General features: G+C 67.2%; 24 protein-coding genes. 11 read left to right on the forward strand and 13 right to left on the reverse strand.

The genetic code is table 11. From position 1 onward, the window contains the following. Window positions 1–11: 11 nt before the first annotated feature. The 6 genes from modA to ACCQ05_RS05100 form a co-directional block, all read right to left on the reverse strand. Complete coding sequence (gene modA / locus ACCQ05_RS05075) at window positions 12–788, reverse strand: molybdate ABC transporter substrate-binding protein (protein ID WP_372393112.1); 777 nt, start codon at window positions 786–788, stop codon at window positions 12–14. Window positions 789–863: 75 nt separating this feature from the next. Continuing rightward, window positions 864–1,688, reverse strand: coding sequence for an MBL fold metallo-hydrolase (locus ACCQ05_RS05080; RefSeq protein ID WP_372393113.1), 825 nt, complete (start codon window positions 1,686–1,688; stop codon window positions 864–866). Window positions 1,689–1,701: 13 nt separating this feature from the next. Then, window positions 1,702–2,589: a S1/P1 nuclease gene (locus ACCQ05_RS05085; RefSeq protein WP_372393114.1), complete on the reverse strand. Its 888-nt coding sequence runs from the start codon at window positions 2,587–2,589 to the stop codon at window positions 1,702–1,704. A 16-nt stretch (window positions 2,590–2,605) separates the two neighbouring features. After that, window positions 2,606–3,220: an OmpW/AlkL family protein gene (locus ACCQ05_RS05090; protein ID WP_372393116.1), complete on the reverse strand. Its 615-nt coding sequence runs from the start codon at window positions 3,218–3,220 to the stop codon at window positions 2,606–2,608. A gap of 119 nt (window positions 3,221–3,339) precedes the next feature. Beyond that, window positions 3,340–3,963, reverse strand: a complete 624-nt coding sequence (locus tag ACCQ05_RS05095; protein ID WP_104540019.1) for an OmpW/AlkL family protein — start codon at window positions 3,961–3,963, stop codon at window positions 3,340–3,342. Between the two features lie 281 nt (window positions 3,964–4,244). Then, window positions 4,245–4,757, reverse strand: a complete 513-nt coding sequence (locus ACCQ05_RS05100) for an SgcJ/EcaC family oxidoreductase (protein WP_104540020.1) — start codon at window positions 4,755–4,757, stop codon at window positions 4,245–4,247. Window positions 4,758–5,236: 479 nt separating this feature from the next. On the opposite strand from ACCQ05_RS05100, the gene gap reads away from it, so the two are divergent. Next, the gene (gene gap / locus ACCQ05_RS05105; protein WP_228964108.1) at window positions 5,237–6,238 is read left to right on the forward strand and encodes a type I glyceraldehyde-3-phosphate dehydrogenase; all 1,002 of its coding nucleotides are present in this window, start codon (window positions 5,237–5,239) and stop codon (window positions 6,236–6,238) included. Window positions 6,239–6,312: 74 nt separating this feature from the next. Here gap and ACCQ05_RS05110 read toward each other — a convergent pair whose 3' ends face one another. Further along, window positions 6,313–6,711 (reverse strand): hypothetical protein, encoded by a 399-nt coding sequence (locus tag ACCQ05_RS05110; RefSeq protein ID WP_228964138.1) that lies wholly within the window; start codon window positions 6,709–6,711, stop codon window positions 6,313–6,315. Between the two features lie 106 nt (window positions 6,712–6,817). After that, window positions 6,818–7,303 carry a hypothetical protein gene (locus tag ACCQ05_RS05115; RefSeq protein WP_228964107.1) on the reverse strand — a complete coding sequence of 162 codons (486 nt, stop codon included), beginning with the start codon at window positions 7,301–7,303 and terminating at the stop codon, window positions 6,818–6,820. A 237-nt stretch (window positions 7,304–7,540) separates the two neighbouring features. Here ACCQ05_RS05115 and ACCQ05_RS05120 point away from each other — a divergent pair, with 237 nt between their 5' ends. The 7 genes from ACCQ05_RS05120 (at window position 7,541) to ACCQ05_RS05150 (ending at window position 17,985) form a co-directional block, all read left to right on the forward strand. Then, window positions 7,541–8,014, forward strand: coding sequence for a hypothetical protein (locus tag ACCQ05_RS05120; protein ID WP_267475839.1), 474 nt, complete (start codon window positions 7,541–7,543; stop codon window positions 8,012–8,014). Window positions 8,015–8,206: 192 nt separating this feature from the next. Further along, window positions 8,207–11,008: a DUF2339 domain-containing protein gene (locus ACCQ05_RS05125; protein ID WP_372393117.1), complete on the forward strand. Its 2,802-nt coding sequence runs from the start codon at window positions 8,207–8,209 to the stop codon at window positions 11,006–11,008. Continuing rightward, window positions 11,005–12,354, forward strand: a complete 1,350-nt coding sequence (locus tag ACCQ05_RS05130) for a DUF3999 domain-containing protein (RefSeq protein ID WP_372393118.1) — start codon at window positions 11,005–11,007, stop codon at window positions 12,352–12,354. The genes ACCQ05_RS05125 and ACCQ05_RS05130 overlap by 4 nt, the downstream gene beginning before the upstream one ends. A gap of 413 nt (window positions 12,355–12,767) precedes the next feature. Continuing rightward, window positions 12,768–13,943: a phosphoglycerate kinase gene (locus ACCQ05_RS05135; RefSeq protein WP_372393119.1), complete on the forward strand. Its 1,176-nt coding sequence runs from the start codon at window positions 12,768–12,770 to the stop codon at window positions 13,941–13,943. After that, window positions 13,940–14,587 carry an HAD family hydrolase gene (locus tag ACCQ05_RS05140; protein ID WP_372393120.1) on the forward strand — a complete coding sequence of 216 codons (648 nt, stop codon included), beginning with the start codon at window positions 13,940–13,942 and terminating at the stop codon, window positions 14,585–14,587. The genes ACCQ05_RS05135 and ACCQ05_RS05140 overlap by 4 nt, the downstream gene beginning before the upstream one ends. A gap of 255 nt (window positions 14,588–14,842) precedes the next feature. Then, window positions 14,843–16,309 (forward strand): pyruvate kinase, encoded by a 1,467-nt coding sequence (gene pyk / locus ACCQ05_RS05145; protein WP_228964102.1) that lies wholly within the window; start codon window positions 14,843–14,845, stop codon window positions 16,307–16,309. A 671-nt stretch (window positions 16,310–16,980) separates the two neighbouring features. Continuing rightward, complete coding sequence (locus ACCQ05_RS05150) at window positions 16,981–17,985, forward strand: class I fructose-bisphosphate aldolase (protein ID WP_372393121.1); 1,005 nt, start codon at window positions 16,981–16,983, stop codon at window positions 17,983–17,985. Window positions 17,986–18,398: 413 nt separating this feature from the next. On the opposite strand, the gene ACCQ05_RS05155 is transcribed toward ACCQ05_RS05150, so the two are convergent. From ACCQ05_RS05155 to cobA, 4 genes are all read right to left on the reverse strand, one after another. Further along, entirely contained in the window at window positions 18,399–18,938 is a 540-nt protein-coding gene (locus tag ACCQ05_RS05155) for an O-acetyl-ADP-ribose deacetylase (RefSeq protein ID WP_104540028.1), read from the reverse strand. Window positions 18,939–19,123: 185 nt separating this feature from the next. Further along, window positions 19,124–19,630 (reverse strand): methyltransferase family protein, encoded by a 507-nt coding sequence (locus ACCQ05_RS05160; RefSeq protein WP_372393122.1) that lies wholly within the window; start codon window positions 19,628–19,630, stop codon window positions 19,124–19,126. A 369-nt stretch (window positions 19,631–19,999) separates the two neighbouring features. Further along, complete coding sequence (gene cysK, locus ACCQ05_RS05165) at window positions 20,000–20,959, reverse strand: cysteine synthase A (protein WP_372393123.1); 960 nt, start codon at window positions 20,957–20,959, stop codon at window positions 20,000–20,002. Window positions 20,960–20,976: 17 nt separating this feature from the next. After that, window positions 20,977–22,176 (reverse strand): uroporphyrinogen-III C-methyltransferase, encoded by a 1,200-nt coding sequence (gene cobA, locus ACCQ05_RS05170; RefSeq protein WP_372393124.1) that lies wholly within the window; start codon window positions 22,174–22,176, stop codon window positions 20,977–20,979. A 163-nt stretch (window positions 22,177–22,339) separates the two neighbouring features. Here cobA and ACCQ05_RS05175 point away from each other — a divergent pair, with 163 nt between their 5' ends. Both ACCQ05_RS05175 and ACCQ05_RS05180 read left to right on the forward strand, forming a co-directional pair. Then, the gene (locus ACCQ05_RS05175) at window positions 22,340–23,323 is read left to right on the forward strand and encodes a LysR family transcriptional regulator (RefSeq protein ID WP_104540031.1); all 984 of its coding nucleotides are present in this window, start codon (window positions 22,340–22,342) and stop codon (window positions 23,321–23,323) included. Between the two features lie 8 nt (window positions 23,324–23,331). Further along, window positions 23,332–23,601 (forward strand): hypothetical protein, encoded by a 270-nt coding sequence (locus tag ACCQ05_RS05180; RefSeq protein ID WP_372393125.1) that lies wholly within the window; start codon window positions 23,332–23,334, stop codon window positions 23,599–23,601. Window positions 23,602–24,404: 803 nt separating this feature from the next. Here ACCQ05_RS05180 and ACCQ05_RS05185 read toward each other — a convergent pair. After that, a complete protein-coding gene (locus tag ACCQ05_RS05185; RefSeq protein WP_228962912.1) occupies window positions 24,405–25,601 on the reverse strand; it encodes a sensor histidine kinase in 1,197 nt (398 codons plus the stop codon). Between the two features lie 669 nt (window positions 25,602–26,270). Here ACCQ05_RS05185 and ACCQ05_RS05190 point away from each other — a divergent pair. Next, window positions 26,271–26,705, forward strand: a complete 435-nt coding sequence (locus ACCQ05_RS05190) for a DUF2946 family protein (protein ID WP_372393126.1) — start codon at window positions 26,271–26,273, stop codon at window positions 26,703–26,705. Window positions 26,706–26,892 lie beyond the last annotated feature (187 nt).

The following is a 26,892-nucleotide window of genomic DNA, read 5'->3' on the forward strand; positions in this document are numbered from 1 at the left end:
AGCGCTGCGCCTCAATCCTGCAGCGAGAAGCCACGACGGGTGAAGATGGCCTTGGCTGGCGCACTGCGCAGCCATGCGACGAAGGCGGTCGTGGCCGGGTTGCGGCTGTTCTTCAGGGCAGCCACCGGATACACGATGGGCGCATGGCTGTCCGCCGGGAACGTGGCCACCACGCGCACCTTGGCGTCGGCGCGTGCATCCGAGCCATACACGATGCCCAGCGGCGCCTCGCCACGCGAGACCAGCATCAGCGCTGCGCGCACGCTCTCCGATTCGGCCAGGCGTGCCTGCACGCTGTCCCACTGGCCAAGCTTGCGCAGCGCCGCCGCGGCGTATTTGCCGGCCGGCACGCTAGTGGTCTGGCCAACCGCCAGGCGGCCGCTCTCGCCCAGGGCCTTGGCAATGCTGCCCGGGACACGCGGATCCACCTGCACCTGGCTGGTCGCTGGCGCGATCAGCACCAGGGTGTTGCCAAGCAGCTGCTGGCGTTGTGCCGGCTCCACCAGCTTGCGCTGCTGCAGATAGTCCATCCATTCCAGGTCGGCCGAAAAGAACACATCCGCCGGGGCGCCTTGCTCGATCTGACGCGCCAGCGCCGAGCTTGCGGCATAGGACACGCGCACCGGCGTTCCGGTGGCCTTCTCATAGGCGGCTGCGGCGTCGTCCATCGACTCCTTGAGGCTGGCGGCCGCGAACACGGTCACCGGCGCGGCCTGCGCGCAGGCCAGCACGGGCAGGGCAAGCATCAACACGCACAGGGCGCGCTGCCAGAAACCGATCATGCGCATGGGAAGCTCCAAACAGGTGGCGGTCACCGATCATAACGGCTGCGCCGTGACCGGCGTGGCGACCGCCTGCGCGGGTTATGTAGCCTTGCCTGCGCCGCGCCCCGCCTGCAGGTTGGCCTGCAGCGCCGGGCCGATCAGCCTGGGCTCCGGCAGGGTGGCGTCGCGTGCCTGCCGCTGCGCCACGAACGCTGCGATGTCCACGCCGTCGCGCACGTGGATATTGCTGCGCCGTTGGTCGCCGATGCTGGTCTGGTACGCCACCGGCCGGCCGCCAGGGCCATAGTCGTGGCAGACGAACACCCGGGTGGTGTCCGGCAGCGTGTAAAGACGCTGGATCGAGGCATACAGCTGCCGGGCATCGCCGCCAGGAAAGTCGCAGCGTGCGGTGCCCGCGTCGGGCATGAACAGCGAGTCGCCGGGAAACAGCGCATCGCCGATCAGGTACGCAATGCTGTCGCTGGTGTGGCCGGGTACGGCAATGACCCGCGCATGGATATTGCCGAGCAGGAAGCGTTCGTCGTCGGCGAACAGATGATCGAATTGCGAGCCGTCGGCGCGAAAATCCTGCGGCAACGCGTAGCGCGGTGCGAGCGTCTGTTGCACCTGGGTGATACCGGCGCCGATGGCGACGCGTGCCTGCGGCCAGTGCTGCTTGAGCCACTGCGCGGCAGACAGGTGATCGGCATGCGCATGGGTTTCCAGCAGCCACTGAACCTGCCACCCGCGTTGCCGGATGGCATCGACGATCGTCTGCGCGGTCTGCATGCCGATGGCGCCGCTGTCCGCTGCATAGTCCAGTGCCGGGTCGATCACCGCCGCCGCGCCGGAGGCCGTGTCGGCCACCACATAGGTGAAGGTGTTGCTGTCGGCATGGAAGAACGCGAGCACCTGCGGTTGCATCGGCGTCTCCACGTCAGGGAGCGGCCAGTGCCGCATTGAGGACGGCGGCCAGCCGGTCGCCGGCGATGCGCAGCTGGGTTTCGGCGATCGGCCGGTAGGTGTCCATGTATCCCTCCGGCAAGACGTGCGACGCGGGATACGTGCCCGGGGCAATGGCGATCTTGCAGGAGGCCTGCGCCCATGCCGCTGCCGGTGGCGGCAGCGCTGGCGAGACAGGAGCGGCGGCCGGCAGGGCCAGCAGGCGCTGCAGGTAGGCCTCGTCGCTGAGGTGGCGGTCGTAGAGCATGCCGCTATCCCACAGCGCATGCAGGTTGCTGCCCTTGCCGCCGACCTGCAGCTGGAAGTCGTTGCCGCCCTTGTCGTGTGCGTAGCCGGCATGCATCGGCTGATGGATGTCGCCGACGAAGTGCACCACGAACTTCAATGCCTGGCGGCGGACCTCCAGCGGCTGGCTGCGGTCGGCCAGCAAGGCGGTCTGCCGATCGAGTGCGGCGATCACGCAGTTGCCGTCGGGACAGTCGCGCGGCGGCTGGTAGACGCAGTCGTGTTCGCCCAGGTTGACGTAATGCCACGGCCCGGAGCGCTTGCCCAGGTCCGGATCGTGTTCGCGCAGCTCGTCGGCCCAGCTTGCGACACCGTGCAAGGTCGGATCAGGCTCGCCGGCCAGCAGCTGCGCCACCTGGGCACGCGCCTGCGGGCTCAGCTCGGTCTCTGCAACGCGCGCCACCAGACGGTGGCCCTGCGCGCCCCAGGCAAAGGCGGTGATGGGCTGGATCGCCGCGGTCAATGCCGCGGCAAGGGCGAAACGGGACAGGGAAAAAGTTTTCATCCCCGGATTGTACGCACGCATCGCGGGCGGTTTTGTGGCTGCCGCCGACACCTCGCCGCCGCCCGCCGGCATGCCAGCGGCAGCGCGATCAGTAATAGACCAGGTACGAGATGCCGTAGGTCAGCGGATCGATCCGCGCCTTGCCCAGCCGGGTGCCGTTGAGGTCGACGTTGCTGCGCGAATCGGTCCAGCGCGCGTCCACGCGCAAGCCGCTGCGGTCGTTGAAGATGAAATCCACACCGACGTGCGCGGTGGCGCCAACCGAGTCTCCAAGGCGCAGGTCGCCGTTGCCCAGCGCCGGCTCGGTGTCTTCGCCAAGCAGCATGCTGTAGTTGATGCCCGCACCCACGAACGGCGACACCGTGCCGTAGCCATTGATGTGGTACTGCAGCAGCACGCTGGGCGGCACCGACCAGTAGCTGCCCACCTTGCCGACGCCTTCCAGTTCAAGGTCGTGCCTGCCCGCAACCGAGGCATTGAGTTCGATGCCCAGGTTGTTGCGGATGAAGTACTCGTAGGTGAACGAGAGCGTCGGCGCGCCCTTGATCTCTGCAGAGGTGCCGGCGAAGGCGCCGCTGTCGGACTTGGGCGAGACGTAGCCTGCACCGTAGCCGGTGGTCCAATGGCCGGCCGACTGGGCGAGGGCGGGTGCGGCCGAAGCGGCCAATGCAATGGCGAGGGCGGTGCGGATGAACATGCTCATGGGATCCCCGGTAGGTCGGACAGGCGCTCGACGCGATCGACCTGTCCGCAACTCCGGCGGTGGATGCACGTCCCTGGACGTCAAGTGTGCCAGAGATGCGCCGCGCCTGCCGCTGCCGCTCAGAACCGGTGCACGTAGGCCGCGCCGTAGACCAGCGGGTCGATGTTCACCGTGCCGATGCGCGAGCCATCCAGGCGGGCTTCGGTGTCGATATCGATCCAGCGCAGGTTGACGCGCAGGGCGCCGCGTTCGCTGAGCTTGAAGTCCAGGCCCGCGTGCAGGGCAAGACCCCAGGAGTCGTCCAGTTCCAGTTCGCTGCCGGCCAGCGCACCGCGGGTATCGGTACTGAAGAAACGCGTGTAGTTGATGCCCGCACCGAGGAAGGGCGAGACGCGGCCCTGGCTGTTGAAGTGGTACTGCAACGACACTACGGGCGGCAGATGCTTGGTGCTGCCGACGCGTCCCGCTCCGCGCAGCGCGATGTCGTGTTCGAACGGCAGCGCAGCCAGAACCTCGATGCCCAGGTTGTCGGCAACGAAATATTCGGCGGTGAAGGTCGGCTTGATGTCATTGCCAACCTCCGCTTCGAGCGTGCCGCCGACCAGGCGGCCATTATCGGACTTGGGAGCGACCTGGTGGGCACCGACGGCAACGGTCCAGTCGCCTTTGGATTGAGCCAGTGCGGGGACGCTGGCAACGGTGGCGGCCAGGCCGGCGAGCAGAAGGGAAGAGCGCATGCGCATGAAGATTCTCGTTGTGTGCAGGGGATGGACGAAGTCTTGTGGATTTGTCCCGGCATCGCCTTGATCCTGATCAACCCAGGGGGCGTCTGTGTTGTGGGTCGCTGCGATGGGGAATGGGTGTGCAGCGGCGGCGCAGCCTGCCGTCGTGCCGATTGCACGCGCATATCGCCTCTGGCATGCGGTGCGTTGCGGGCGAGCCCACTGCCGGTAGGGGGAGGTGTCCCGACAGTGGGATGGACAGGCGTGCAGGCCGTGGGTGGTGCGCTGTCATGCAGTGGCGCTCACTTGGCCTTGGCGACCGTCGGCGCGTCCACTTCCGGCATCGCCGAGCTGTGGTGATTGATGATCAGCCACTTGCCGTCGCGCTTTTCGTACACGAAGGTGTAACGCGCCTGCACATCGCTCTGCTTGCCGTTCTTGTCGGTCAGCGTGAAGGTGTACACGCCGGCATCCACGGCGCTGTCGTCATCGAGCACGCGCACGGTGCGGTAGTTGACCACGCCCTTGGGCTTCTTGGTCAGGAACATCTCGAAGTACTTTTCGATCTGCTCGCGCGAGGCGCGCACCTCGTTGGAGACCGTCGGCAGCAGCACGCCATCGGACGCGTACAGGTCGGCCACCTTGTGCGGGTTGCCCGTGGCCAGCGCCGCATTCCAGGTATCGAACAACGCGGCGACTTCGCGCGCCTCGCCATCGGCCGGCAGCGACGCCTTCTCGGTGTAGTGCATGACGCCGCCGGCCAGCGCCGGGGTGGCAGCCAGAGCCAAAGCCAGAGAGAACAGGGTGCGACGCATGGGGAATCTCCGTGTGATTGATTGGGTGCCTCAGCAGGCAGGGCCAGTATCGAGATCCACGGGGTGCCGAAATGCTGCTGGTCGGCATATGTATGAATAGGCTTTTCGGCGTAGCTGATTAAATTGTAAGTAATTGTAAAACAAAGAATAGTTCGGCTCTCGGTTGCGGCCGGCGAGTGTGCTGGTGTTTCGATGGCAGGGCTGGTGGCATGGACGCTCGGTCACACGCTGCGCAACGCCGGGTGCGGGTGGGGCACTGCGGCTGATGCCGGTGCCACTTCCTGTCGGGCGGAGCCGCGGAGGTGCCAGGCGGTTGCAAGATGCGCTGTCAGGTGTGGGCCATCGCTCGGATCCGGGTCGGCTTCCCATCCCCGCCCACGGCGCGTGCGTGCAACAGCACGGCCGTACCAGAAGGACGCTGTTAGAATGGCGGCCCCTTTCCATCCGCCGCGCTGTCGCGGCCGCAGGAGCTAGTGAACATGGCAATCAAGGTTGGCATCAACGGATTCGGTCGCATCGGACGCAACGTGCTGCGCTCTGCGGTGCAGAACTTCGCCAATGACATCGAGATCGTGGCCATCAATGACCTGCTCGAGCCCGACTACCTGGCCTATATGCTGCAGTACGACTCGGTGCACGGCCGCTTCAAGGCCGAGGTGTCGGTCGACGGCAACACGCTGATCGTCAACGGCAAGAAGATCCGCCTGACCCAGGAGCGCGACCCGGCCAACCTCAAGTGGGATGCGGTAGGCGCCGACGTGGTGATCGAATCCACCGGCCTGTTCCTGACCAAGGAAACCGCGCAGAAGCACCTCGACGCCGGTGCCAAGAAGGTGATCCTGTCGGCCCCGTCCAAGGACGACACCCCGATGTTCGTCTACGGCGTCAACGACAAGACCTACAACGGCGAGGCCATCGTCTCCAACGCCTCGTGCACCACCAACTGCCTGGCGCCGCTGGCCAAGGTCATCAACGACAAGTGGGGCATCAAGCGCGGCCTGATGACCACTGTGCATGCGGCCACCGCCACCCAGAAGACCGTGGACGGCCCGTCGAACAAGGACTGGCGCGGTGGCCGCGGCATCCTGGAGAACATCATCCCGTCCTCCACCGGCGCGGCCAAGGCGGTGGGCGTGGTCATTCCCGAGCTCAACAAGAAGCTCACCGGCATGAGCTTCCGCGTGCCGACCTCGGACGTGTCGGTGGTCGACCTGACCGTCGAACTGGAAAAGCCGGCAACCTACGCCGAGATCTGCGCCGAAGTGAAGGCGCAGAGCGAAGGCGCCTTGAAGGGTGTGCTGGGCTATACCGAAGACAAGGTGGTGGCCACCGATTTCCGCGGCGAGACCTGCACCTCGGTGTTCGATGCCGATGCCGGCATCGCGCTGGATTCCACCTTCGTCAAGCTGGTGTCCTGGTACGACAACGAGTGGGGCTATTCCAACAAGTGCCTGGAAATGGTGCGGGTTGTTGCCAAGTAACCGGCCGCTTCGCACGAAATAAAAAAGCGCCTTCGGGCGCTTTTTTATTTCCCAAGACCAGCTCCGGCAGGCGCCTATTCCGCAGTGATGCGCATATCTTCGCCCTTGCCGGTGACCGCGACCCGGCTACCGACGGCCAGGCCGGAGACTTCGGCGCTTGGCTTTGTCACGACGACCTGCGACTTGTTGTCGAAACGGATCTTCAACATATAGTGCGAGGCGACCCCGTTGCCGATGACCTTGTCGCCCACCTGAGTGCCGGCGTACGTGCCGGCCGCTGCTCCGGCTTCTACGCCAACCGGGCTATTGGCCTTGAGGCCGAGAAAGCTGCCCGCAATGCCACCGAAGTTGGAGGCTGCGTTCTTGAGCCTCTTGTTGCGTTCCGGAACATTTTCCCCTTTGTTTTCGATGGGTTCCAGCGCCGCGATGGTCCCATGCCGTGCCGATTCGGCCATGGCCGGCACGACGAGCATCGTTTGTGCGAGTGCAAGTGCCAGCCATGCGCTACGGCACATCCAATTGTTTGTTTTCATCCAGGGGGTCCTTGTTGTGTGGATCGATGTCGGGCGGGTGATGGCACTATTTCTTGCTCTTCGGGCGTCCCCAGCTGCGGACATGGTCGTTGCATTTGCTGCCGCCGAAATCGTATCGGGTGATGATGCCGCTCGAGTCGGCGATGAAGGTGATTTCGCAGTGATGTTCGGCGGGAACGAAGACTTCCTCGCTATGCTGGTTTTGCTCGAAAATCGGCGTGCGTGCTACGCCATTGCCGCCGCCGGCCATGCCGATAACTCCCCCTTGCGTGGTCCAGTAATGGGTGCGGTAATGCGCTTCGATGCCGAAGTTGTAGGTATAGGCCGTTTCCTGCGTCTCGGTGTTTTCGGACGTATACAGCCCTTTTCCTACTGGCCATTGCATCATCAGCTCGCTGGCGTCGTGACCGACCCAGCTTCGGGCAACGCTTTCGGCGGTGCCGAACAGGTCGGCAGATGCCGGCGCCGCCGCGATCAATAGGGCGGATGCACAGAGTGCCAGGACGACCTGGCTCCGGAACGAGCGATGCATGGCGATACTTCCCTGTAGGACGTGGTTCCAAAAGAGGGCGCTCCGCGGCGAGGTCGTCGCGTGCGCGTGCGATTTTTATCATCGGTCCGGGCATTGCGCAAGCGGCGCATTGCGCGCCGTGCCATGACATGGACATCGCTGCCGGCTCGTGCACTAATGCCCGCTGCTGGCCGGCGATCGTTCCCACGCTGGCCCGCACAGGACGTTCTGGGACACATGGATTCAAGGAGAGGTGAAATGCAAGTTTTCGGTAAATGGACCGCCATTCTGGTGCTGACGGTGGTGTCGGCTGCAGGCGTCGTGCCGCACGCGGTCGCCAAGAAGCAGACCGGCACGCCGGCCTGGATGAATGCCGACGGAGAGGTCACCAACTCTGCGCAGGTCGAAGCCGGCTACGGCGAGACCGTCAAGGGCGTCAATGATTATGAGGGCGAGATCACCGGCAAGCCGGCGCCCGACAGCAAGTTCACCCAGCTCAAGATCGGTATGCCGATGAAGCAGGTGACCGATCTGATTGGTCAGCCGACCGACCAGGGGTCGTATGTCACTGGCAAGGCATTTATCCCGTTCTTCTACGGTGGCGACCGCTATCGTCACGAGATGGCCTACAAGGGCCAGGGGCGTTTGGTATTTGCCGGCAAGTCGATGGATACCGGCGGCAACCTGATCTGGATCATTCATAACAAGAACGACAGCGGTTACCGCGAATAATCCGCCAAGACGCCCGGTTTTCCGGGCGTTTTTTATTGGTGACCGAAGGCATGCCGTGGCGCCTGGACCGGTACATGGCGGCCACTGCGGCTCCCTGACACTCCTCCATCTCCATGGCCCGCTTGCCCAAGGGGCCGGCAGAGGCTGTATGGTGCGCGCATTCGGCCGGATGCCGGCTTGCAGGGCACTACATTGGAAGCACTGATTGGATTGGTCGCGCTGCTGCTGCTCGCAGTGCCAGTGGGCGTGGTGATTGCGCTGGTGTGGATCGCCGCGTTGCGGCGGCGCGTGGATGTGCTGGAGCAGCGGCTCGCGCACTGGCAGGCCGGCGCTGCGGACGCAGTGGCGCCAATGGCGGCGGCAGAGACGTCGGTACAGCCAGCACCGGCGCCAAGGCAGCAATGGCCTGGATCGGGCAGGTCTGAGGCGATGGATGAGGGGACTGCCGATGCAGCAGTGCCTGCCGGTGCACCGGCGGTCGTGCTGGATGCGCAACCCGAGGCAGACGCGTCGCTACCGCCGCCACTTCCTGCCGCGGCTGGTGCGGATGCTGTTTCTGCGACTGCGCTGCGGTTGCCGGCAGCCGCCGCGCAGGTCGGGGCATCAGCACACGCGCAACCGCAACCGTCGCAGCCGTGGTCCGACGCGCCGGCCGGGCCGGACCCGGTCATGCGCGCGCTCGGTGCGGTGAAACGCTGGTTCACCGAAGGCAATGTGCCGGTCAAGGTGGGCATGCTGGTGTTGCTGGCCGGCGTGGCTTCGTTGTTGAAGTACGCCAGTGACCAGGGCTGGATGCGCATGCCGATCGAGCTGCGCCTGGCCGGGATCAGCGTGGTGGCCCTGGCCGGCCTGGTATTGGGCTGGACACAACGGCTGCAACGGCCGGGGTTCGCCTTGGCGCTGCAGGGCGGCGCGATCGGTGGGCTGTTGCTGACGGTGTTCGCGGCGTTCAAGTTGCACGGATTGCTGGATGCTGGCTTGGCGATGGGCATCAGCGTGGTGCTGATCGCGGGCATGTGCGTGCTGGCGGTGCTGCAGGAGTCGCGCACGCTGGCGGTGCTGGGCGTGCTGGCCGGTTTCCTGGCGCCGATCTGGCTGTCCACCGGCAGCGGCAACCATGTTGCGCTGTTCGCGTACTACGCCGTGCTCAATGCCGGCATCGTGGCCATTGCCTGGACACGGCCGTGGCGCGTACTCAACCTGCTGGGGTTCGCCTTTACGTTCGGCATCGCCACGTTATGGGGAGCGCTGCAGTACAGCCCGGCGAAATTCGCCACCACCGAGCCGTTCCTGTTGCTGTTCTTCGCCATGTACGTGGCCATTCCGGTCCTGCACGCGCGGCGCGGCGACGGCAGTGCCGGCTGGCTCATCGATGGCAGCCTGTTGTTCGGCACGCCGTTGGTGGCCTTTGCGTTGCAGGCGCGTCTGCTGGAAGGCGAGCGCCTGCCCCTGGCGCTGTGCGCGGTGGCCGTGGCCGCGGTCTACGCGGGCCTGGCAAGTTGGCTGCTGCGCCGTGCGTCCACGCGTCTGCTTGGCGAAGCGCATGCGATGCTGGCGGTTGGCTTCGCCACGCTGGCGGTGCCACTGGCCTTGTCGGCCCGCGCGACCGCCAGTGTGTTCGCGCTGGAAGGTGCCGGTTTGCTGTGGCTGGGCTTGCGCCAGCAGCGACGCGTCTCGCAGGTCAGCGGTGTCGCATTGCAGCTGCTGGCAGCCGTCGGTGTCGCCTTCGGCGTGGATGCCTGGCGCCACGACGCCGTGGCGGTGGCCAATGCCACCTGCATGAGCGCATTGCTGCTCGCCATTGCCGGCTGGGCCAGTGCCTGGTTCCTGCGCGATGCCGGGCAGCCGCGCCGCGCGTTGGTGGCGTATCTGTGGGGGCTGGGGTGGTGGACGCTGTGCGGAGTCCACGAAATCCTGCGCTTTGCCGGCGATCTGCGTAGCGAGCCGGATCTGCTGCTGGGGTTCGTGGCGCTCAGCGTGTGGCTGGCGGCCGAGGTGCATCGGCGTCGGCCCGCCGCGGCTCTGGTCTGGACCGTCGTGGCCGGGCTGGCGCTGGGCGCGCCGTTGGCGTTGTGGCAGAACCACGTGCACATGCAGCCGTTTGCGCATTGGGGCGCTCTGGCCTGGCTGGCGTTCGCGCTGGCAGGCGTGCGTAGCCTGTGGTGCCTGCGCATGCAGCCTGGTGCGGGCGCAATCGTGGCGCAGTTCGTCTGGTGGCTGTTGTGGCCGGCGGTGGTGTCGCTGGGCGCGGCCTGGCTGGCGGATGCCTTCGCTCTTGCCAATGGCTGGCGCTGCGCCTTGCTGGCGAGCCCGTGGTTGGCAGTGGCCGCCATCGGCTTGCTGCGCTGGCCGTGGCTGGCGTGGCCGCAGGCGGATGCGTTCGCGCGCACACGCAATGCCTTGCTGGGCTGCGTGTTTGCGGTCCTGGGCAGCGGCTGGCTGCTGGCCGTGCTGGACCCGGTCAGCCCGGCGCCCTTGCCGTGGGTGCCGCTGCTCAATCCGGCCGAGCTGGCGCAACTGGCCGTGCTGGCCTTGCTCGCACGTTGGGCCTGGTCCGGGCATGCACCGCCGGTGCTGCGCAGCTGGCGGGTGACCACGCTCGGGGTGCTGGGGTGGGCCATGATCACCGGCAGTACGCTGCATAGCGTGCACCACTGGGGTGGAGTGGCGTGGGATGCGCGGCTGGTGGAAGCGACCGTGTCGCAGACCAGCCTCACCATCGTGTGGAGCGTGCTCGGCGTGCTGGGCTGGGTGACCGGTTCGCGGCGCGGTCAGCGCGGGCTGTGGCTGGGCGGTGCCTTGCTGATGGGGCTGGTGCTGGCCAAGCTGGTACTGGTCGATCGCCAGCATCTGGGCAATCTGCTCGGCATCGGCTCGTTCATGGCCTACGGGCTGTTGTGCACCGTGGTGGGGTATCTGGCACCGGCGCCGCCGCGTGCCATCGTCGAAGAACACGTGGCCGGCGACGACAGCGCGGCGAAGGATCAGGCATGAATGCACGGCATTGCGGATGGCTGCTGCTGGTGCCGCTGATGGCGCAGGCCGCCGATGTCCGTCAGGACTATCGGCAGCAGTGGCCCTTGCAGCTGGCTGCGTCCGATGACGGTCTGTATCAGCTGAGCTTGAATGAGGCGGTGTATCGCAATGCGCATGACGCGGCAGCGCGCGACATCACGGTGATCGATGCGCGTGGCGAGGAAATGCCCACCGCCGCGCTACCCGTCGACGCAGCACCGGTGGCGGTCCCGCGCCGGCACCGCTTGCCGGTCTTCGCATTACCCGAAGGTGCGGCAGCCAGCAAGAGCGATCTGCAGCTGATTGCAGAGCGCGATGCAAGCGGCGCGGTGCGACGCCTGGAAGGGCGTTTCGCCACCGGAGCCTCTGCAGCTTCTGCTGCGGGCAGCAGTTGGTTGATCGATGCCAGCGCGCTGCGCGATCGGCCGCGCGCGCTGTGGCTGGACTGGGACGGCGAGAGGCCGGTGCAGGCGCAGCTGCGGGTGGAAGGCAGCGACGATCTGCGCGACTGGCGCGTGCTGGCCTCCGATGCCACGGTCATGGCGCTGGACAATCAGGCGCAGCGGCTGCAGCAACGCCGCATCGCCGTGGACGGCGGCGCCCGCTATCTGCGCATCGTGCCGGTGTCGGGCAAGCTGCCGGCGCTGCGGGCGGTGGAGGCAGAACTCGACGGCCTCATCGCACCTGCGCAACTGGCATGGCTGGACCTGCCCGGCACCGCACAGGACACCGCGGTGACCTACGTCCTGCCGGGCCGCTTCCCGATCACGCAACTGGATGTCGGTGGCGGCCAGACCGAGGCGGTGCAGTGGAACGTGGACAGCCGCGAGACCGATGATGCGGTATGGCTGCGGCGGGCTGGCCCCTGGTTGGCGTATCGGCTCGGTAGCCGCACCTCGCCGCCGCAGCGGCTGTCCGCACCCGTGCGCGATCGCCAGTGGCGGCTGCTGGCGGCACAGGGGCGCAGCCCCGCCGTGCCGAGCCTGCGGGTCGGCTACCAGTCAGAACGCCTGATGTTTCTTGCCCAGGGCCAGCCGCCGTATGCATTGGTTGCCGGCAGCGCGCGGGTCCTGCGCAGCGATGCCCCGCTGGCTGACATGCTGCAGGCGCTGCGGCAGCAGCGCGGCATGCAGTGGCAGCCGGCAGAGGCGGCACTGGCCGCCCGTGCGCAACCGTTGGCGGGCGAGGCGGCACTGCAACCGGCGGCCGCCCCACGCGATTGGAAACGCTGGCTGCTGTGGGCGCTACTGGTGGGCGGCGCCCTGCTGGTAGGCGGATTCGCAGTGAGTCTGCTGCGCAGTAATAGCGCCGATCGCGAGGCCTGAGCCTGTACGCGCCGCGGGCGGTTTGCCGCTGCGGCGCGAAGGTCCGACAATGGGCGTCCCCCGTCGCCAAGGCAGTCGCATTGCCCGTCGTGTCCGACCGACCAGCGTCCGCGCCATCCGCACTTGCGGCAGTGCCCGTCCAGCGCACTGTCCGGTTGCGCAACGGCGGGCCGATTCCAGGCCCTGATTGCCCGATCCCCGCCGCCAAGGCAGTCGCATTGTCTGTGGTCTCCGAGCCACTGCCGTCAGCGTCTGCCGCAGGTGCAAGGGCGGCATCGTTGTGAACTGCGGCGCCACGCCAAGCTGGCGCAGTAGCGCCATTCCTCCGCGCACAGCGCGTGCACGCACGCGCGGCGCCTTGTACCAATCCCCAATCCCGATTCCCTAATCCCCAGACGCAGCGAGCCAAGCCCATGTCCATCGTCCGTATGACCGACCTCGATCTCTCCGGCAAGCGCGTGCTGATCCGCCAGGATCTCAACGTGCCGATCGACAACGGCCAGATCACCTCCGAGCAGCGCATCACCGCCTCGGTGCCCACCATCAAGCTGGCGCTGGAGAAGGGCGCGGCGGTCATGGTCACCTCGCACCTGGGGCGCCCGAAGGAAGGCAGCTGGAGCGAAGAGGATTCGCTGGCGCCGGTGGCCGCGCGCCTGACCACGCTGCTGGGCGTGGACGTGCCGCTGGTGCGCGACTGGGTCGATGGCGTTGACGTCGCGCCGGGCCAGGTGGTGCTGCTGGAGAACTGCCGCATGAATGTCGGCGAGGGCAAGGACGACGAGACCCTGGCGCGCAAGTACGCCGCGCTGTGCGATGTATTCGTCATGGATGCCTTCGGTACCGCGCATCGTGCGCAGGCATCCACGCATGGCGTGATCCGCTTCGCACCAGTGGCTGCCGGCGGTCCGCTGTTGATGGCCGAACTGGATGCGTTGGCCAAGGCATTGGACAACCCCGCCAAGCCGCTGCTGGCGATCGTGGCCGGCAGCAAGGTCTCCACCAAGCTGGAACTGCTGTCCAATCTGGTCAACAAGGTCGACCAGCTGATCGTCGGCGGTGGCATCGCCAACACCTTCATCGCAGCGGCCGGGCATGACGTGGGCAAGTCCTTGAACGAACCGGACCTGATTCCCACCGCCAACCAGATCGTCGCCGATGCCAGGACCCGCGGCGCCGAGATCCCGCTGCCTACCGACGTGGTCGTTGCCAAGCAGTTCCTGCCCGACGCGCCGGCCAGCGTGAAGGCGCTCGACGCGGTGGAGGCGGACGACCTGATCCTGGACATCGGCCCGCAGACCGCGCAGCGCTACGCCGAGCTGATCGCCAATGCCGGCACCGTGGTGTGGAACGGGCCGGTGGGCGTGTTCGAATTCGAGCCCTTCAGCCACGGCACCGAGACCCTGGCACGTGCGATCGCCGCATCCAAGGCGTTCTCCATTGCTGGCGGCGGCGACACCCTGGCGGCGGTGGACAAGTACGACATCGCCAAGGACGTCACCTACATCTCCACCGGTGGCGGTGCGTTCCTGGAATTTCTGGAAGGCAAGATCCTGCCGGCCGTGGCCGCGCTCGAGGCCCGCGGCAAGTGAGTGCAGCCACGCTGTTCTTCGATCTGGACGGCACCCTGGTCGATTCGGAACCTGGCATCGTCGCCAGCATCGCGCATGCCTTCGAGACGGTGGGCCAGCCGCGTCCGTCGCCGCAGACCCTGCGCGCCTGGATCGGCCCACCGCTGCGCGACAGCTTCACCGAATGCTTCCCCGACGATCCGGCGCTGGTGCAGCGCGCGCTCGGCCTCTACCGCGAGCGCTACGACGCGGTGGGCTGGACCGAACTCAGCGTGTTCGACGGCATCGGCGAGGTGGTCACCGGCCTGCAGCGCGCCGGTCATCGTCTGGCGGTGGTCACCTCCAAGAATGAGCGTTACGCGCGGCGCATCGTCGAGCACCTGCCGTTCGGTGCCTGCTTCGAGAACGTGATCGGCGCCAGCGAGGACGGCACGCGCCGCTTCAAGCCGGATCTCATCGCCGAAGCGCTGCGGCGCCTGGACATCGCCAAGGCCGGCTGCGTGATGATCGGCGACCGGCGCATGGATATCGACGGCGCCAACCACCACGGCATCCACAGCATCGGCGTGCTGTGGGGTTTCGGCGACGAGGCCGAACTGCGTGCGGCCGGAGCCGGCGCGCTGGCACGCACGCCGGCCGAGCTGGCGGCCTTGCTGCAGGCGTGAGCGGCGCGCTGCAGCCGTTGTGTTCGCTTGCGCGATGCACTCCTCGTGTCGGTACGCATCGCGCAGGAGGTTCTTCACCGCCACCGGGTTAGGGTGGCGGCCGTCGGCGTTGCCGGTGGCGGCGCCGACGCAGGCGTACGTACTGTCCCGCACTGTCTGTAAGACATGCCGGAATCGGAGGGTGGCTATGCCGCAATGCCATCCTCGGTGCGTGACGTGTGTGTTAAGTTTCGCGGCTTTTACAGGGAGGCCATCATGAAAGAACGTCAACGCCGCACCAAGATCCTCGCCACCCTCGGACCGGCAACGGATGCGCCCGGTGTGCTGGATACGCTGTTCAAGGCGGGCGTCAACGTGGTGCGCCTCAACTTCAGCCACGGCGACCCGTCCGGCCAGGCCAAGCGTGCCGCGGAAGTGCGCGCCGCTGCCGCCCGCGTCGGCGCCGAAGTCGGCATCCTGGCCGACCTGCCGGGCCCGAAGATCCGTATCGAACGCTTTGCCGAAGGCAAGATCAAGCTGGCCATGGGCGATCGCTTCGACCTGGTGGCCGACGCCAATGCGCCGGCCGGCGACCAGCACCAGGTGGGCGTGAGCTATCTGGGCCTGCCGCAGGACGTCACTGCCGGCGATGTGCTGCTGCTCGACGACGGACTGATGCAGCTGCAGGTCACCGACGTGCAGGGCGAGCGCATCGTCACCAAGGTGTTGAACGACGGCGTGCTGTCCGACCGCAAGGGTTTGAACAAGCAGGGCGGCGGCTTGTCGCTGGGCGCGCTGACCGAGCGCGACAAGGAACTGATCGGCATCGTCGCCAAGATCGGCGTGGACTTCATCGCGGTGTCGTTCTGCCGCAACGCGCAGGACATGCACGACGCCCGTCAGATCGCCCAGCAGCACGGCTGCGATGCGCAGCTGGTGTCCAAGATCGAGCGCACCGAAGCGATCGAGAACCTGGTCGAGATCGTCGAAGCCTCCGACGTGGTGATGGTGGCGCGCGGCGACCTGGGCGTGGAAATCGGCGATGCCGAATTGCCGGGCCTGCAGAAGAAGATCATTCGCGAGTCGCTGGCGCAGAACAAGGTGGTGATCACCGCCACGCAGATGCTGCAGTCGATGGTCGAAAGCCCGATCCCGACCCGTGCCGAAGTACTGGACGTGGCCAATGCCGTCATCGACGGCACCGACGCGGTGATGCTGTCGGCCGAAACCGCCGCCGGTGCCTACCCGGTGCGTGCAGTGGAAGCGATGGCGCGTATCTGCCTGGGTGCCGAGCACCAGTTCGAATTCGATACCGACTTCGAAGCGGCGCAACGCAACCTGCAGCGTGCCGACCAGGCCATCGCGATGGCGACCATGTTCCTGTCCGAGCACATCGGCCTGGGCGGCGTGGTGGCATTGACCGAATCCGGCGGCACCCCGCGCTTTTTGTCGCGCTTCCGCTCCAACATGCCGATCTACGCCTTCACCCGTCACGATGGCGCGCGCCGCCAGATGGCGATGATGCGCGGCGTGTTCCCGATCAGCTTCGACAGCCGCGGCCTGACCCCGCGCGAGGCCGCACGCGCGGCGATCCGCCTGCTGGTGGAGAACGAGCGCATGGGGCCTGGCGACCGCGTGGTGTTCACCAGCGGCGAGCACATGGAAATGCACGGCGCCACCAATACGCTGCGTCTGCTGGAAGTGGGCGAAGACGGCCGCGCCACCGGTCTGGGCGAGCTGTAATCCTGTCGACGATATCCGGCGCATGACCTGAGCCGGGCAGACGCGACATGCAACATGCAACGGCGGCCCCAGGGCCGCCGTTTTGCTGTGTGGAGATGCCGGGCACCGGCGACTGCCTGGCCTGGGTCTGCGTGTTGCTCGAAGGCCGGATCCGGCGACTGCGCAGCCGGCGCACTATCGCCGCCGCGCTGCGTTACGGCGTCGGCAGGACGCACTGTGTTTCGCAAGGCGAAACCTGACCACGACGGCGATTCGGTTTTCCGGCTCCTCGACGGAACGGACAGGATGGCGAACGACGCGCGGTGTGACCGGATAGGTGACGACGAGCGAGGGGCGCGTGGTGAACCTGGTAGCGCATGCCGCAGGCCGCTCCATGCAACAGACCAATCCCCACAAACGCCAACCAACGCGGACGTGGCGAAGTTTCAACCGCGCCACCGCACGTCATTGGCGCCATGCATCACAGCAAAGCAAGCAACAAGCTGCACGTCATGCTCTGCTTTGACGAATCCCGAATCCCGAATCCCGAATCCCGAATCCCGCGATGCGAGCCGCGCCACACATCCTGTCACGCAGGCAAGGTGTAATCGGTTGCAGGCATTCCGTGAAGGAATGTGTACGACTTTCGTCGCTATACTTTCGTTCTCCCCCGCAGCTGCCACAGGAACTACATGAGCATCGAACAGCTTGCCGAAACCGCCCAGGCCATGGTCGCCCCGGGCAAGGGCATCATCGCCATCGACGAGTCGACCAGCACGATCGCAAAGCGTTTTGCCAGCGTCGGCATCGAGAACATCGAAGAGAACCGTCGCGCCTATCGCGAACTGCTGCTGACCACGCCCAAGCTGAGCGACTACATCTCCGGCGCCATCCTGTTCGACGAGACCATCCGTCAGAAGACCAAGGACGGCGTGCCGTTCGCCAAGTACATGGCCGAGCACGGCATGATCCCGGGCATCAAGGTCGACAAGGGCGCGCAGCCACTGGCCGGCATGCCTGGCGAGCTGGTCACCGAAGGTCTGGACGGCCTGCGTGCGCGTCTGGAGGAGTACTACACACTGGGCGCGCGCTTCGCCAAATGGCGTGCGGTCATCAACATCGGCGAAGACATTCCGTCCGGCACCTGCATCGAAGCCAACTCGCATGCGCTGGCGCGTTATGCGGCGCTGTGCCAGGAGCAGGGCCTGGTGCCGATGGTCGAGCCGGAAGTGATCATGGATGGCAGCCACGACATCGAGACCTGCTACGAGGTCACCGAAGCCACGCTGCGCTCGCTGTTCGGTGCGCTGTACGAGCAGAACGTGGTGCTGGAAGGCACCATCCTGAAGGCCTCGATGGTCATCTCCGGCAAGAGCTGCGAAGAGCAGGCCAGTGTCGAGGAAGTGGCCGAGTCCACCGTGATGTGCCTGAAGTCGACCGTGCCGGCGATCCTGCCGGGCATCGTGTTCCTGTCCGGCGGCCAGACCGACGAGCAGTCCACCGCGCATCTCAACGAGATGCACCAGCTGGGCAACCTGCCGTGGCCGCTGAGCTTCTCCTACGGCCGTGCCATGCAGCAGGCGGCGCTGAAGCTGTGGTCGCAGGACATGACCGGCAACTACGCCAAGGCGCAGCAGGTCATCTATGAGCGCGCCAAGGAAAACGGCCTGGCAGCATTGGGCAAGTGGAAGGGCTGATCGCTTGATCGCGCGGCCGCAAGGCCGCATCGCCTGCAAGACCAGAACGCCGGCAGCGATGCCGGCGTTTTTTTGTGGGGTGTCGTCGCGTGGACCGCGCCAAGGTGCGGTCCGGCGCACCACAACGGGCGGCCTCCTTGCAGTGGCAAGACGATGACGGCCGTTGCCTGAGCGGCAGTGGCGGTGCGGCTACGCGTGCTTCGCACCGCCGCCCCCATCCACCGACGATCGCTTCCGAAGGCGTCCGCTGTGTCCGGTGCACGCACGCCAGGTGGCGCCGTGTGGCCGCCGCACATGCGTGACCCGGCTGGCCCGACGTTCGTGCCTCGGCTAAACCGAAGACGTGGGCTACGGCCCAAACGCAACGAGCGCCTTGCGGCGCCCGTCAGTGCGATTTCCACGTGCCGCAGCGATCAGGCAGCCGCCGTTTCCTGTGTCGCCAGCGCCTGCTGATACGCCTTGTAGGTCGCCTCGTTATAGGCCACCAGCACGATGTGCTTGGGCACCTTGTGCGAGCGTTGCCAATCGCGCGTTTCGGTCACGGCGATGCGTGCGGCCTGGTACAGCGGATAGCCATAGACTCCGCAGCTGATCGCCGGGAATGCGATCGAATGCAGCAACATCTGCTCGGCCAGCTTCAGCGACTGCCAGTAGCAGTTGGCCAGTTGCTCGGGCTCGTTGTGCTTGCCGTCGCGCCACACCGGGCCCACGGTATGGAACACATGGCGGGCCTTCAGATCGAAGCCGTCGGTGACGCGGATTTCGCCGGTCGGGCAACGCACGCCCGGGCGCACCTGCGGCAGCGCCTCGCAGGCTTGCAGCAACCGTGGACCGGCTGCGCGATGGATGGCGCCATCGACGCCGCCACCGCCAAGCAGTGATTCGTTGGCGGCGTTGACGATGACGTCGACGTCGAGTTCGGTGATGTCGCCCTGCCAGACTTCGATTTTCATGGCGTGATAGTTATGGGATTTGAATGATGAACGCGTGATGGGTGCAGGCGTTGCGGGCCTCCACGCTAGTAGCCATTCATCTCATGGTGTGCGACACGGCTGCGCAGCCGTTCAACCCTCCGACGGGGTCGTGAATTGCTGTCGGCGCGAGGGGGGCGGCAGGCCGACTAGCGCCCGGTCTGCGACTAAAGCCAGCGTCTGACGCGTGCGCAGTAATCGCCGTAGTGGCGGCCGAATTCGACCCGCAGGCGCGCTTCTTCGAACGGGATGACGTAGCGCTGCAGGGCGAGCCAGGGCAGTGGCAGCAACAGCACGGCCCACGGTAGCCCCAACTGCAGGCACAGGCCCACATAGCTCATCACCAACGCCAGATACATGGGGTTGCGGGTGAAGCGATAGGGGCCGTCCAGCACCAGCCGCGACGGGTGGCCACTGGGCATGATGGTGGTGCGCCGACGTGCGAACAGCACGAAGCAACTCAACGCCAGGGCGAGCCCGAGAACGGCGATCGCACCACCAGCGAGTTCGATCCAGGCCAGGGGCGTCGGTGCAGGCAGCGGCAGCGCCAACGCGTCCTGCAGCCATCCACCGATACCAAGCGCCAGCGCAAAGTGCACAGGCGAGGTCATCTTCACCAGCCATGGCGCCCGCGCGGTGCGGGTCTCGCTGTGTCCATACGGCCGGTTGTTCACCAAGGTTCTCCCTACATCACGGCCGCCATCCTAACGGTTCCTTGACGGAGGCGGGAGGTGGGGGAAGAGCCGGGACTCGGGACCGGGGACCGGGGACCCGTAAAGCGGAGCAAAAGCCGGTGTATCGAGATCTGCTGCTGCAACCGGCCGGGCGGGTTAGATGGTCAGCCGCCGCAGCCAACGGATCGCTCACTACAGGGCCCGCCTTTTCAGGCCCTGGCCCGGTAGGCAGCGTCGCCGCAAGACAGCCAGCCGCCCGACAGCTCGCCGCAGAGCCCGCCTTTACGGGTCCCCGGTCCCCGGTCCCGGGTCCCGGGCGGAATCTCCTCCACCAAGCCCCCGCCCCCGCCATTGCTTGCCCCGGCGTCCTCAGGGCAGGCCGGCCAGCCAGTCGTCGTCGGAGCCTTCGTTGATGTCGGCGAACAGGGGGGTGGAGAAGTAGCGCTCGCCGGTGTCCGGCAGCATGGCCAGGATCACCGCACCGGGCGCGGCGCCCGCGGCCACGCGCAGGGCGGTGGCGACGGTGGCTCCACCGGAGATGCCGGTAAAGATGCCTTCCTCGGCGGCCAGGCGGCGCGCCACGTCGATGGCGTCGGTGTCTTCCACGCTCAGCACTTCATGGGCGACCTCGCGGTTGAGCACGTCGGGCACGAAGTCCGGGGTCCAGCCCTGGATCTTGTGCGGCTTCCAGTCCTGCCCCTGCAGCAATGCCGCGCCGGCCGGCTCGGTGGCGGTGATGCGCACTTCCGGGCGGGCCACGCGCAGCACCTCGCCCACGCCGGTGAGGGTGCCGCCGGTGCCCCAGCCAGTGACGAAGTGGTCCAGCCGGTGGCCGGCGAAGTCGCGCAGGATCTCGGCGGCAGTGGTGTTGCGGTGGTAGGCCGGGTTGGCCGGGTTGGCGAACTGGCTGGCCAGGAACCAGCCATGCTGTTCGGCCAGCTCCTTGGCCTTGCGCACCATGCCACTGCCACGTTCGGCGGCCGGGGTCAGGATCACCTTGGCGCCGTAGGCGCGCATCAGCTTGCGGCGCTCGATGGAGAAGGTTTCCACCATGGTGGCGACGAACTTGTAGCCGCGCGCGGCAGCCACCATGGCCAGTGCCACGCCGGTGTTGCCGGAGGTGGCTTCCACGATGGTGTCGCCGGGCTTGAGCAGGCCGCGCTGCTCGGCGTCGAGGATGATCGCCAGCGCCAGGCGGTCCTTGACCGAGCCGCCGGGATTGAACGATTCGACCTTGACGTACAGCGACACGTGCTCCGGTGCGAGGCGGTTGAGTCTGACCACCGGGGTGCGGCCGATGGTGTCGAGGATGTTGTCGTACAGGGCCATGGGGGTCTCCGTCGGAATCAGGCTGCGTGGGCGAGTGTGGGCGAGTGCGGCGTTGCGATGGGTGAGCGCGGGGTGGGCGGCGCGCCCAGCGGCGGCGCGCCGAACCAGTGCAGCGTCTGCGCCAGTGCCGCCACCTCGCCCAGGATCAGCAGCGCCGGGGCGCGCACGGCGTGCGACTGGGCGGTGGCGGCCAGCGTGGCCAGCGTACCGGTGATGACGCGCTGCTGCGGGCGCGAGCCGTTTTCCACCAGCGCAAACGGGGTGGTGGGTGCGCGGCCGGCCTGCAGCAGCCGCTGCTGGATGCCGTCCAGGCCGGCCACGCCCATGTAGAAGGCCAGTGTCTGCCGCTCCTGTCCCAGCGCCTGCCAGTCCAGGGTGTCCAGCGAGTCCTTGCAGTGTGCGGTGATCAGCCGCAGCGATTGCGCATGGTCGCGATGGGTCAGCGGGATGCCGGCGTAGGCCGCGCAGGCCAATGCGGCGGTGATGCCGGGAATCACCTGGAAGCCGACGCCGTGTGCGCGCAGGAATTCCAGCTCCTCGCCGCCGCGGCCGAACACGAACGCATCGCCGCCCTTCAGGCGCACCACCCGGCGGCCGGCACGTGCGTGCTCCAGCATCAAGGCGTGGATCTGCTCCTGGCGCGTGCTGTGCCCCTGCGCGGACTTGCCGACCTCCACCAGCCGCGCGTCGGCGCGTGCCAGGCGCAGGATCTGCGGGCTGACCAGGCGGTCGTGCAGCACCACCTCGGCCTGCCGCAATGCGCGCAGCGCATGCCGGGTGAGCAGGCCGGGGTCGCCGGGGCCGGCGCCGACCAGGGTCACGCTGCCGGGGGACAGCGGAGCGATGCGCGCGTGCTGCGCGGGGGAGAGCGCAGCTGGGGCGATGGCGGGGGTGGCGCTGTGGGTCAGCAGGCGGTGGGCACCGGCGGCAGTGCGGAGGGCGTCGTTGAGTTCGGGGGTGTCGCTGGCGGCGATGGTCAGCCACAACGGGGTGTCGGGCAGTGCCAGCCATGCGCGGTCGAAACGCCCGGCCAACCAGTGCAGGTCTCCGGCCTGCGCCCACCGCTGCAGTTGCGGGGTCAGCGCCGGGGCGCCGACCAGCGGCAGCGCACCGGCCTGCAACAGCGCGGCAGTGGCACGTTCGGCGGTGACGCCGCCGCCCACCACCAGGACGGCGCGGCCACGCAGGTCGGCAAGGAGCGGAAACGCAGCAGTCACGGTCAGGGGGATCGAAAGGGAGGGCCAGACCGTACCGCCGGCATATAGCCGTCGGAAATGACTTCATACACCCTGAAAATAGCGTTCGGTTATAAGCTGGCCCGCAGAACTCCTCTACAGTCGAAGGCCTTGTGGCGCCTCGCGCTTTTCTGGATATAAGCCCATGACGCTGACCCAACTTCGTTATCTGGTGGCCATCGCCGATGCCGAGCTGAACATCACGCTGGCCGCCGCGCGGGTGCATGCCACCCAGCCCGGTCTGTCCAAGCAGCTCAAGCAACTGGAAGACGAGCTGGGTTTCCTGTTGTTCGTACGCAAGGGACGCAGCCTGGATGCGGTGACGCCGGCCGGGGTGGAAGTGATCGAGCGCGCGCGCGCGGTGCTGGCCGAAGCCAACAACATCCGCACCTACGCGGCCAACCAGCGCCGCGAGAGCCAGGGCCAGCTGACCCTGACCACCACCCACACCCAGGCGCGCTTCGTGCTGCCGCCGGCGGTGGCGCAGATCAAGCACGCCTACCCGCAGGTGAGCGTGCACCTGCAGCAGGCGGCCGAAAGCGCGGCGCTGGACCTGCTCAGCCAGGGCGATGCGGATATCGCAGTGGTCAGCACCGCCGGCGGCGAACCCAGTGCCGGGATCGCGGTGCCGCTGTACCGCTGGCGGCGGCTGGTGGTGGTGCCGCGCGGACATGCGCTGGATCGTCCGAAGCTGGCGCCGGACATGCAGGCGCTGTCGGAGCATCCGTTGATCAGCTACGAATCCTCCACCCGGCCGGGCTCGTCGCTGCAGCGGGCATTCGCGCAGGTGGGCCTGGAGCCCAGCATCGCGCTGACCGCGCTGGATGCGGATCTGATCAAGACCTATGTCCGTGCCGGGCTGGGCGTGGGGCTGGTGGCGGAAATGGCGGTCAGCGCCGACGACGAAGACCTGCGCGCCTGGCCGGCACCGGCACCGATCGCCGAGTGCATCGCTTGGGCGGTGCTGCCGCGCGATCGGGTGCTGCGCGACTACGCGCTGGACCTGGTGCATGTGCTGGCCCCGCAGATCGACAAGCGCGACCTGCGCCGGGTGCTGGACGGCAACCAGGCGCCGAACTGGCCGCTGCCGCCGAGCTGGGAATCGCTCACCCAGACCATCACCAGCTGAGCGCTGCGATGAGCGCGCCCCTGCGTCCGCCGTTGAGCCGAGTGTGGCTGCCTGAGCCGGATGGCGGCATGTCGTTGCAGTTGTTGGCCGATCTGGAGAGCGGCGAGCACACGCTACTGACCCTGTCGGCCGACCCGCAGGACGAGGCGGTGTGGGTCACGCTGCAGGCCGGCGCGGTGCCGCTGCAGATTCCGCTGGCGACGCTGCGGCAGCTGTTAGAGGTCGCTGTCGAGCAGGTGCATTCGGCGGAGTGGTTTGCACGGCAGGAGTCGGACTAGCTAGGGAATGGGGAATCGGGAATCGGGATTCGGGATTCGTAAGTGCGGGGCGTTTGATTTTTTTGCGGGGTGGGCGTGATGGGTTTTGTTGCTGTTCCCGCTTACCGCTTACCGCTACCCGCGCCCGACTCCCGATTCCCGACTCCCGAATCCTGAATCCCGACTCCCGACTCCCGACTCCCGAATCCCGACTCCCGAATCCCGACTCCCGAATCCCGAATCCCGAATCCCGAATCCCGAATCCCGAATCCATGCTGCACCGCACAGCCAGTTGCTGTCGGAAAAATCCAGTCGAATCAACGTTCTGCAGCGCTCAAGAGCTGCGCCGGAACGCGCGCTGTCGGTGATTCTCCCTACACGTGTCAGGGCTGCTTGCGCTGGTGTCGTCGGCATCCATCAAGTTGGCCCCGGCGCTGTCGTAAATCCTTATAGCAACCATGACGCGACACTTTCGGACGTCTAGGGGTGGACGACGCAGGACCGGCGAAGCAGACATCGCCTTGCCGGTCTGGTCAGTGGGGTGTCGTTGAAGGGTTGCTAGCGCTGTCGCATCACTTTTGCGCGAAGCTGCGCACAGAGCGGCTGGCGCACCCGGGTCCCTGGGGAGAGACCTGGCGTGTTTGGCGGCGGATCCGGGTCGGGAGCTCGGATCCGCCTTTTTTTTGCGCGAGCACACGTACCCGGGGGCGAGGGATGTCGTGCGCAGCGCCGGCATCGGCCCGATCGCCAGGAGCAGGCCCACCCGTACGCATGATCAGGTGCGGATGCGCCGCCTCGGCGGCGCTGCTGTCGACCGCCAGCCCTCAGGCCAGCGGGATCCGCACCGAGAAGCAGGTGCCGCCTTCCGAACGTGGGCGCACGCTGACCTCGCAGCCCAGCGTGTCGGCAGTGCGGTGTACGATCCACAGGCCGATGCCCAGGCCATCGCTGCGCGGGTCGGCCTGGCGGAAGGCCTGAAACACCTGTTCGGGCTGCTCCAGGTTCAGGCCGATGCCGCTGTCGATGATCTCCACCACTGCGTAGCCGGGGCGGCGGCGCACGCCGACCAGTACGCGCCCGCGTTCGGTGTACTTGACGGCGTTGCCGACCAGGTTGCCGATCAGCGTGGTCAGCAGGGTGGGGTGGCTGCGCACGCGCAGCGAGGTGGGCACGTGGCGCAGCGCCAGGCACTTGTCGATGGCAGGTTGGCGCCACACGCCCAGCACCGAATGCAGTACGTCTTCCAGCTGCAGCGCCTGCAGGTCCGGCGTGGCGGTCTTGCTTGCGGCCGCCAGCGTGGCCAGTTCGTCCAGATTGCGTCCGACCAGGTTGATGGCGTCGCGCGCGGTCACCAGGGTGGGAATGGAATCGACGTTGGCATGCCGGCGCATCTTGTCGATGGCGTAGGCCGCGGTACGCAACGGTGTCTTGAGATCGTGGCCGGCGATGGCCATCAGGCGGCTGCGGTAGCGGTCGGACTCTTCGGCGATCAGCAGGGCGCGGCGCAATTCCAGCTGCGCCATGGTCTGGCGTGCGAGCGCGCGCAGCGCTTCGACCTGTTCGTCGGTGAGCTGGCGCGGCTTGCGGTCCAGCACGCAGACCGTGCCCAGCGGCAGACCGTCGGGCGTCTTCAGCAGCGCGCCGGCGTAGAAGTACAGCGGCGCTTCGCCGGTCACCAGCGGATTGCGCGAAAAGCGGCTGTCCTGGCGCGTATCCGGAACCACCAGCACATCGTTGTCGAGCAGCGCATGCGCGCACATCGACTTGAACAGCGGCGTCTCGCGTTCGCCCATGCCGAGTTCGCTCTTGAACCACTGGCGGTCGGCGTCGACCAGGCTGATCAGCGCGATCGGGGTCTGGCAGATGATCGAGGCGAGCCGGGTAATGTCTTCGAAGGCGGCCTCGCGCGGCGTATCGAGCACACCATAGCTGTGCAGCGCCTGGAGGCGAAGTGCCTCGCTCGGTGGTTTGGGTGCGCAGGGAAGTGGCTCGGCCGCTGGATCGGACAGGACGGTGCTCATGCGCGGGAGGTGAATGGGATGAGCCGCAAGCATAGGGCATGACCGTGCGCAGCAGGTGTGTAGCCCGACGCACCGGTCGGGAACTGTGACTGACGACCTGGACACGCCGGCGCTGGTGTCGTGTGGATGGGCGCCTGCCATGCAGGAGGGCAGCTGGCCGCACTGGCCTCGCTGCCTGCCGAGCGCACCCGAATCCTTCGATCGTCGGCTTCGGACGGAGGTGGTCGCAGCATTGGGGGCGCTGTGCGGCGGCCGGGCCGGTGGCTCGGGCCGTCATCGGGATGTGCCGTCTGCGGCAGCGTCGCCGTGCCCGCCGATCCTGGCTGAGGACGGGGCGCTGCAGGTCAACTGCGCCGGGTCTGCGGCAGACCTTCGCCAGAGCCAAGGGTTCGTGGGCTGAAGGAGGCCGCTTGATCCTGGTGGACAACGATTGTCGAGCACGCCAGTCCGATGCCTTCGTACCGGGGTGCCTCCATCGGCCTTCGGGCGCGATCGGCCTGATGGCCGCATCGACCAGTGCGAAGCACCGCCCTGGTCAGCACGCCGCGACGCTCGCGCAGTTGCCAGGGCAGGTGCAGATGCCAGGGGCCTGGGCGAAGGGTGCGACATGCTGTCGCGGCCAGGGAGCCAGCCTCGCGGCGGCAGTGCCTGGCCGCTTACACTGCCGCCATGCTGCGTTCGCTCCGCCGCCATCGCCCGATGCATCTGCTGGCCTGCCTGGCGGTGCTGCTGTTGCTGGTGGCGCCGCCGATCAGTCGCTGGAATCAGGGGCTGGCGCAGGAGCCGATGTGCACGAGTGGGCAGGCCGGCAGCCTGGCTGCCGTGCTGCTCCCCCAGCAGGCGATATCGGCGCAGCACGCGTCGCATCACGCCGAGCTTGCGGCGGCGATCAGTCGGCACCCGGGCGGCCCCGATGCCGCCCACCATGGCGAAGCCTGCGACTACTGCGTGCTGGCTGCAAGGCTGCTGCCCTGGCTGGTGCTGGCGGTGCTGTGCCTGTTGCAGTTGCGGCCGACGACGACATCCACACGCGCCGACGCGCCGCGCCGGGCGGCGCTGCGCTGGGCAGCGCATGGCGCGCGCGGGCCACCGCTTTACGCGTAGGCCTCGCCCGCCGCGGGCGTTCGTCTCACCACTGCCGTTGCGCCGCCGATGCTTCGGCCTGCGCGTGCGTGTCTGGACGAAGCGCCCGTTTCTTGAATCCAGCCAGCGCCCGCCGAGTTGCGGTGGCGCGCGGCTTGGAGCCGCTGACAAAACGACTGCGCAGCCGACAGGCAGGCGCGGCCGGCGC

Origin of the sequence: Xanthomonas sp. NCPPB 3582 (assembly GCF_041475735.2) — a bacterium.
In the GTDB taxonomy this organism is placed as follows: domain Bacteria; phylum Pseudomonadota; class Gammaproteobacteria; order Xanthomonadales; family Xanthomonadaceae; genus Xanthomonas; species Xanthomonas codiaei.

Bases quoted from the DNA above. Each gene is read 5' to 3' on its own strand.
- ACCQ05_RS05180 (WP_372393125.1), top strand. From the start codon at position 23,332: ATGAGCGCGCCCCTGCGTCCGCCGTTGAGCCGAGTGTGGCTGCCTGAG.
- ACCQ05_RS05185 (WP_228962912.1), bottom strand. From the start codon at position 25,601: ATGAGCACCGTCCTGTCCGATCCAGCGGCCGAGCCACTTCCCTGCGCA.
- ACCQ05_RS05110 (WP_228964138.1), bottom strand. From the start codon at position 6,711: ATGCTCGTCGTGCCGGCCATGGCCGAATCGGCACGGCATGGGACCATC.
- ACCQ05_RS05155 (WP_104540028.1), bottom strand. From the start codon at position 18,938: ATGAAAATCGAAGTCTGGCAGGGCGACATCACCGAACTCGACGTCGAC.
- cysK (WP_372393123.1), bottom strand. From the start codon at position 20,959: ATGGCCCTGTACGACAACATCCTCGACACCATCGGCCGCACCCCGGTG.
- ACCQ05_RS05175 (WP_104540031.1), top strand. From the start codon at position 22,340: ATGACGCTGACCCAACTTCGTTATCTGGTGGCCATCGCCGATGCCGAG.
- ACCQ05_RS05100 (WP_104540020.1), bottom strand. From the start codon at position 4,757: ATGCGTCGCACCCTGTTCTCTCTGGCTTTGGCTCTGGCTGCCACCCCG.
- ACCQ05_RS05130 (WP_372393118.1), top strand. From the start codon at position 11,005: ATGAATGCACGGCATTGCGGATGGCTGCTGCTGGTGCCGCTGATGGCG.
- ACCQ05_RS05190 (WP_372393126.1), top strand. From the start codon at position 26,271: ATGCTGCGTTCGCTCCGCCGCCATCGCCCGATGCATCTGCTGGCCTGC.
- ACCQ05_RS05080 (WP_372393113.1), bottom strand. From the start codon at position 1,688: ATGCAACCGCAGGTGCTCGCGTTCTTCCATGCCGACAGCAACACCTTC.
- ACCQ05_RS05150 (WP_372393121.1), top strand. From the start codon at position 16,981: ATGAGCATCGAACAGCTTGCCGAAACCGCCCAGGCCATGGTCGCCCCG.
- gap (WP_228964108.1), top strand. From the start codon at position 5,237: ATGGCAATCAAGGTTGGCATCAACGGATTCGGTCGCATCGGACGCAAC.
- ACCQ05_RS05090 (WP_372393116.1), bottom strand. From the start codon at position 3,220: ATGAGCATGTTCATCCGCACCGCCCTCGCCATTGCATTGGCCGCTTCG.
- modA (WP_372393112.1), bottom strand. From the start codon at position 788: ATGCGCATGATCGGTTTCTGGCAGCGCGCCCTGTGCGTGTTGATGCTT.
- pyk (WP_228964102.1), top strand. From the start codon at position 14,843: ATGAAAGAACGTCAACGCCGCACCAAGATCCTCGCCACCCTCGGACCG.
- ACCQ05_RS05120 (WP_267475839.1), top strand. From the start codon at position 7,541: ATGCAAGTTTTCGGTAAATGGACCGCCATTCTGGTGCTGACGGTGGTG.
- ACCQ05_RS05085 (WP_372393114.1), bottom strand. From the start codon at position 2,589: ATGCCGGCGGGCGGCGGCGAGGTGTCGGCGGCAGCCACAAAACCGCCC.
- ACCQ05_RS05135 (WP_372393119.1), top strand. From the start codon at position 12,768: ATGTCCATCGTCCGTATGACCGACCTCGATCTCTCCGGCAAGCGCGTG.
- ACCQ05_RS05095 (WP_104540019.1), bottom strand. From the start codon at position 3,963: ATGCGCATGCGCTCTTCCCTTCTGCTCGCCGGCCTGGCCGCCACCGTT.
- ACCQ05_RS05115 (WP_228964107.1), bottom strand. From the start codon at position 7,303: ATGCATCGCTCGTTCCGGAGCCAGGTCGTCCTGGCACTCTGTGCATCC.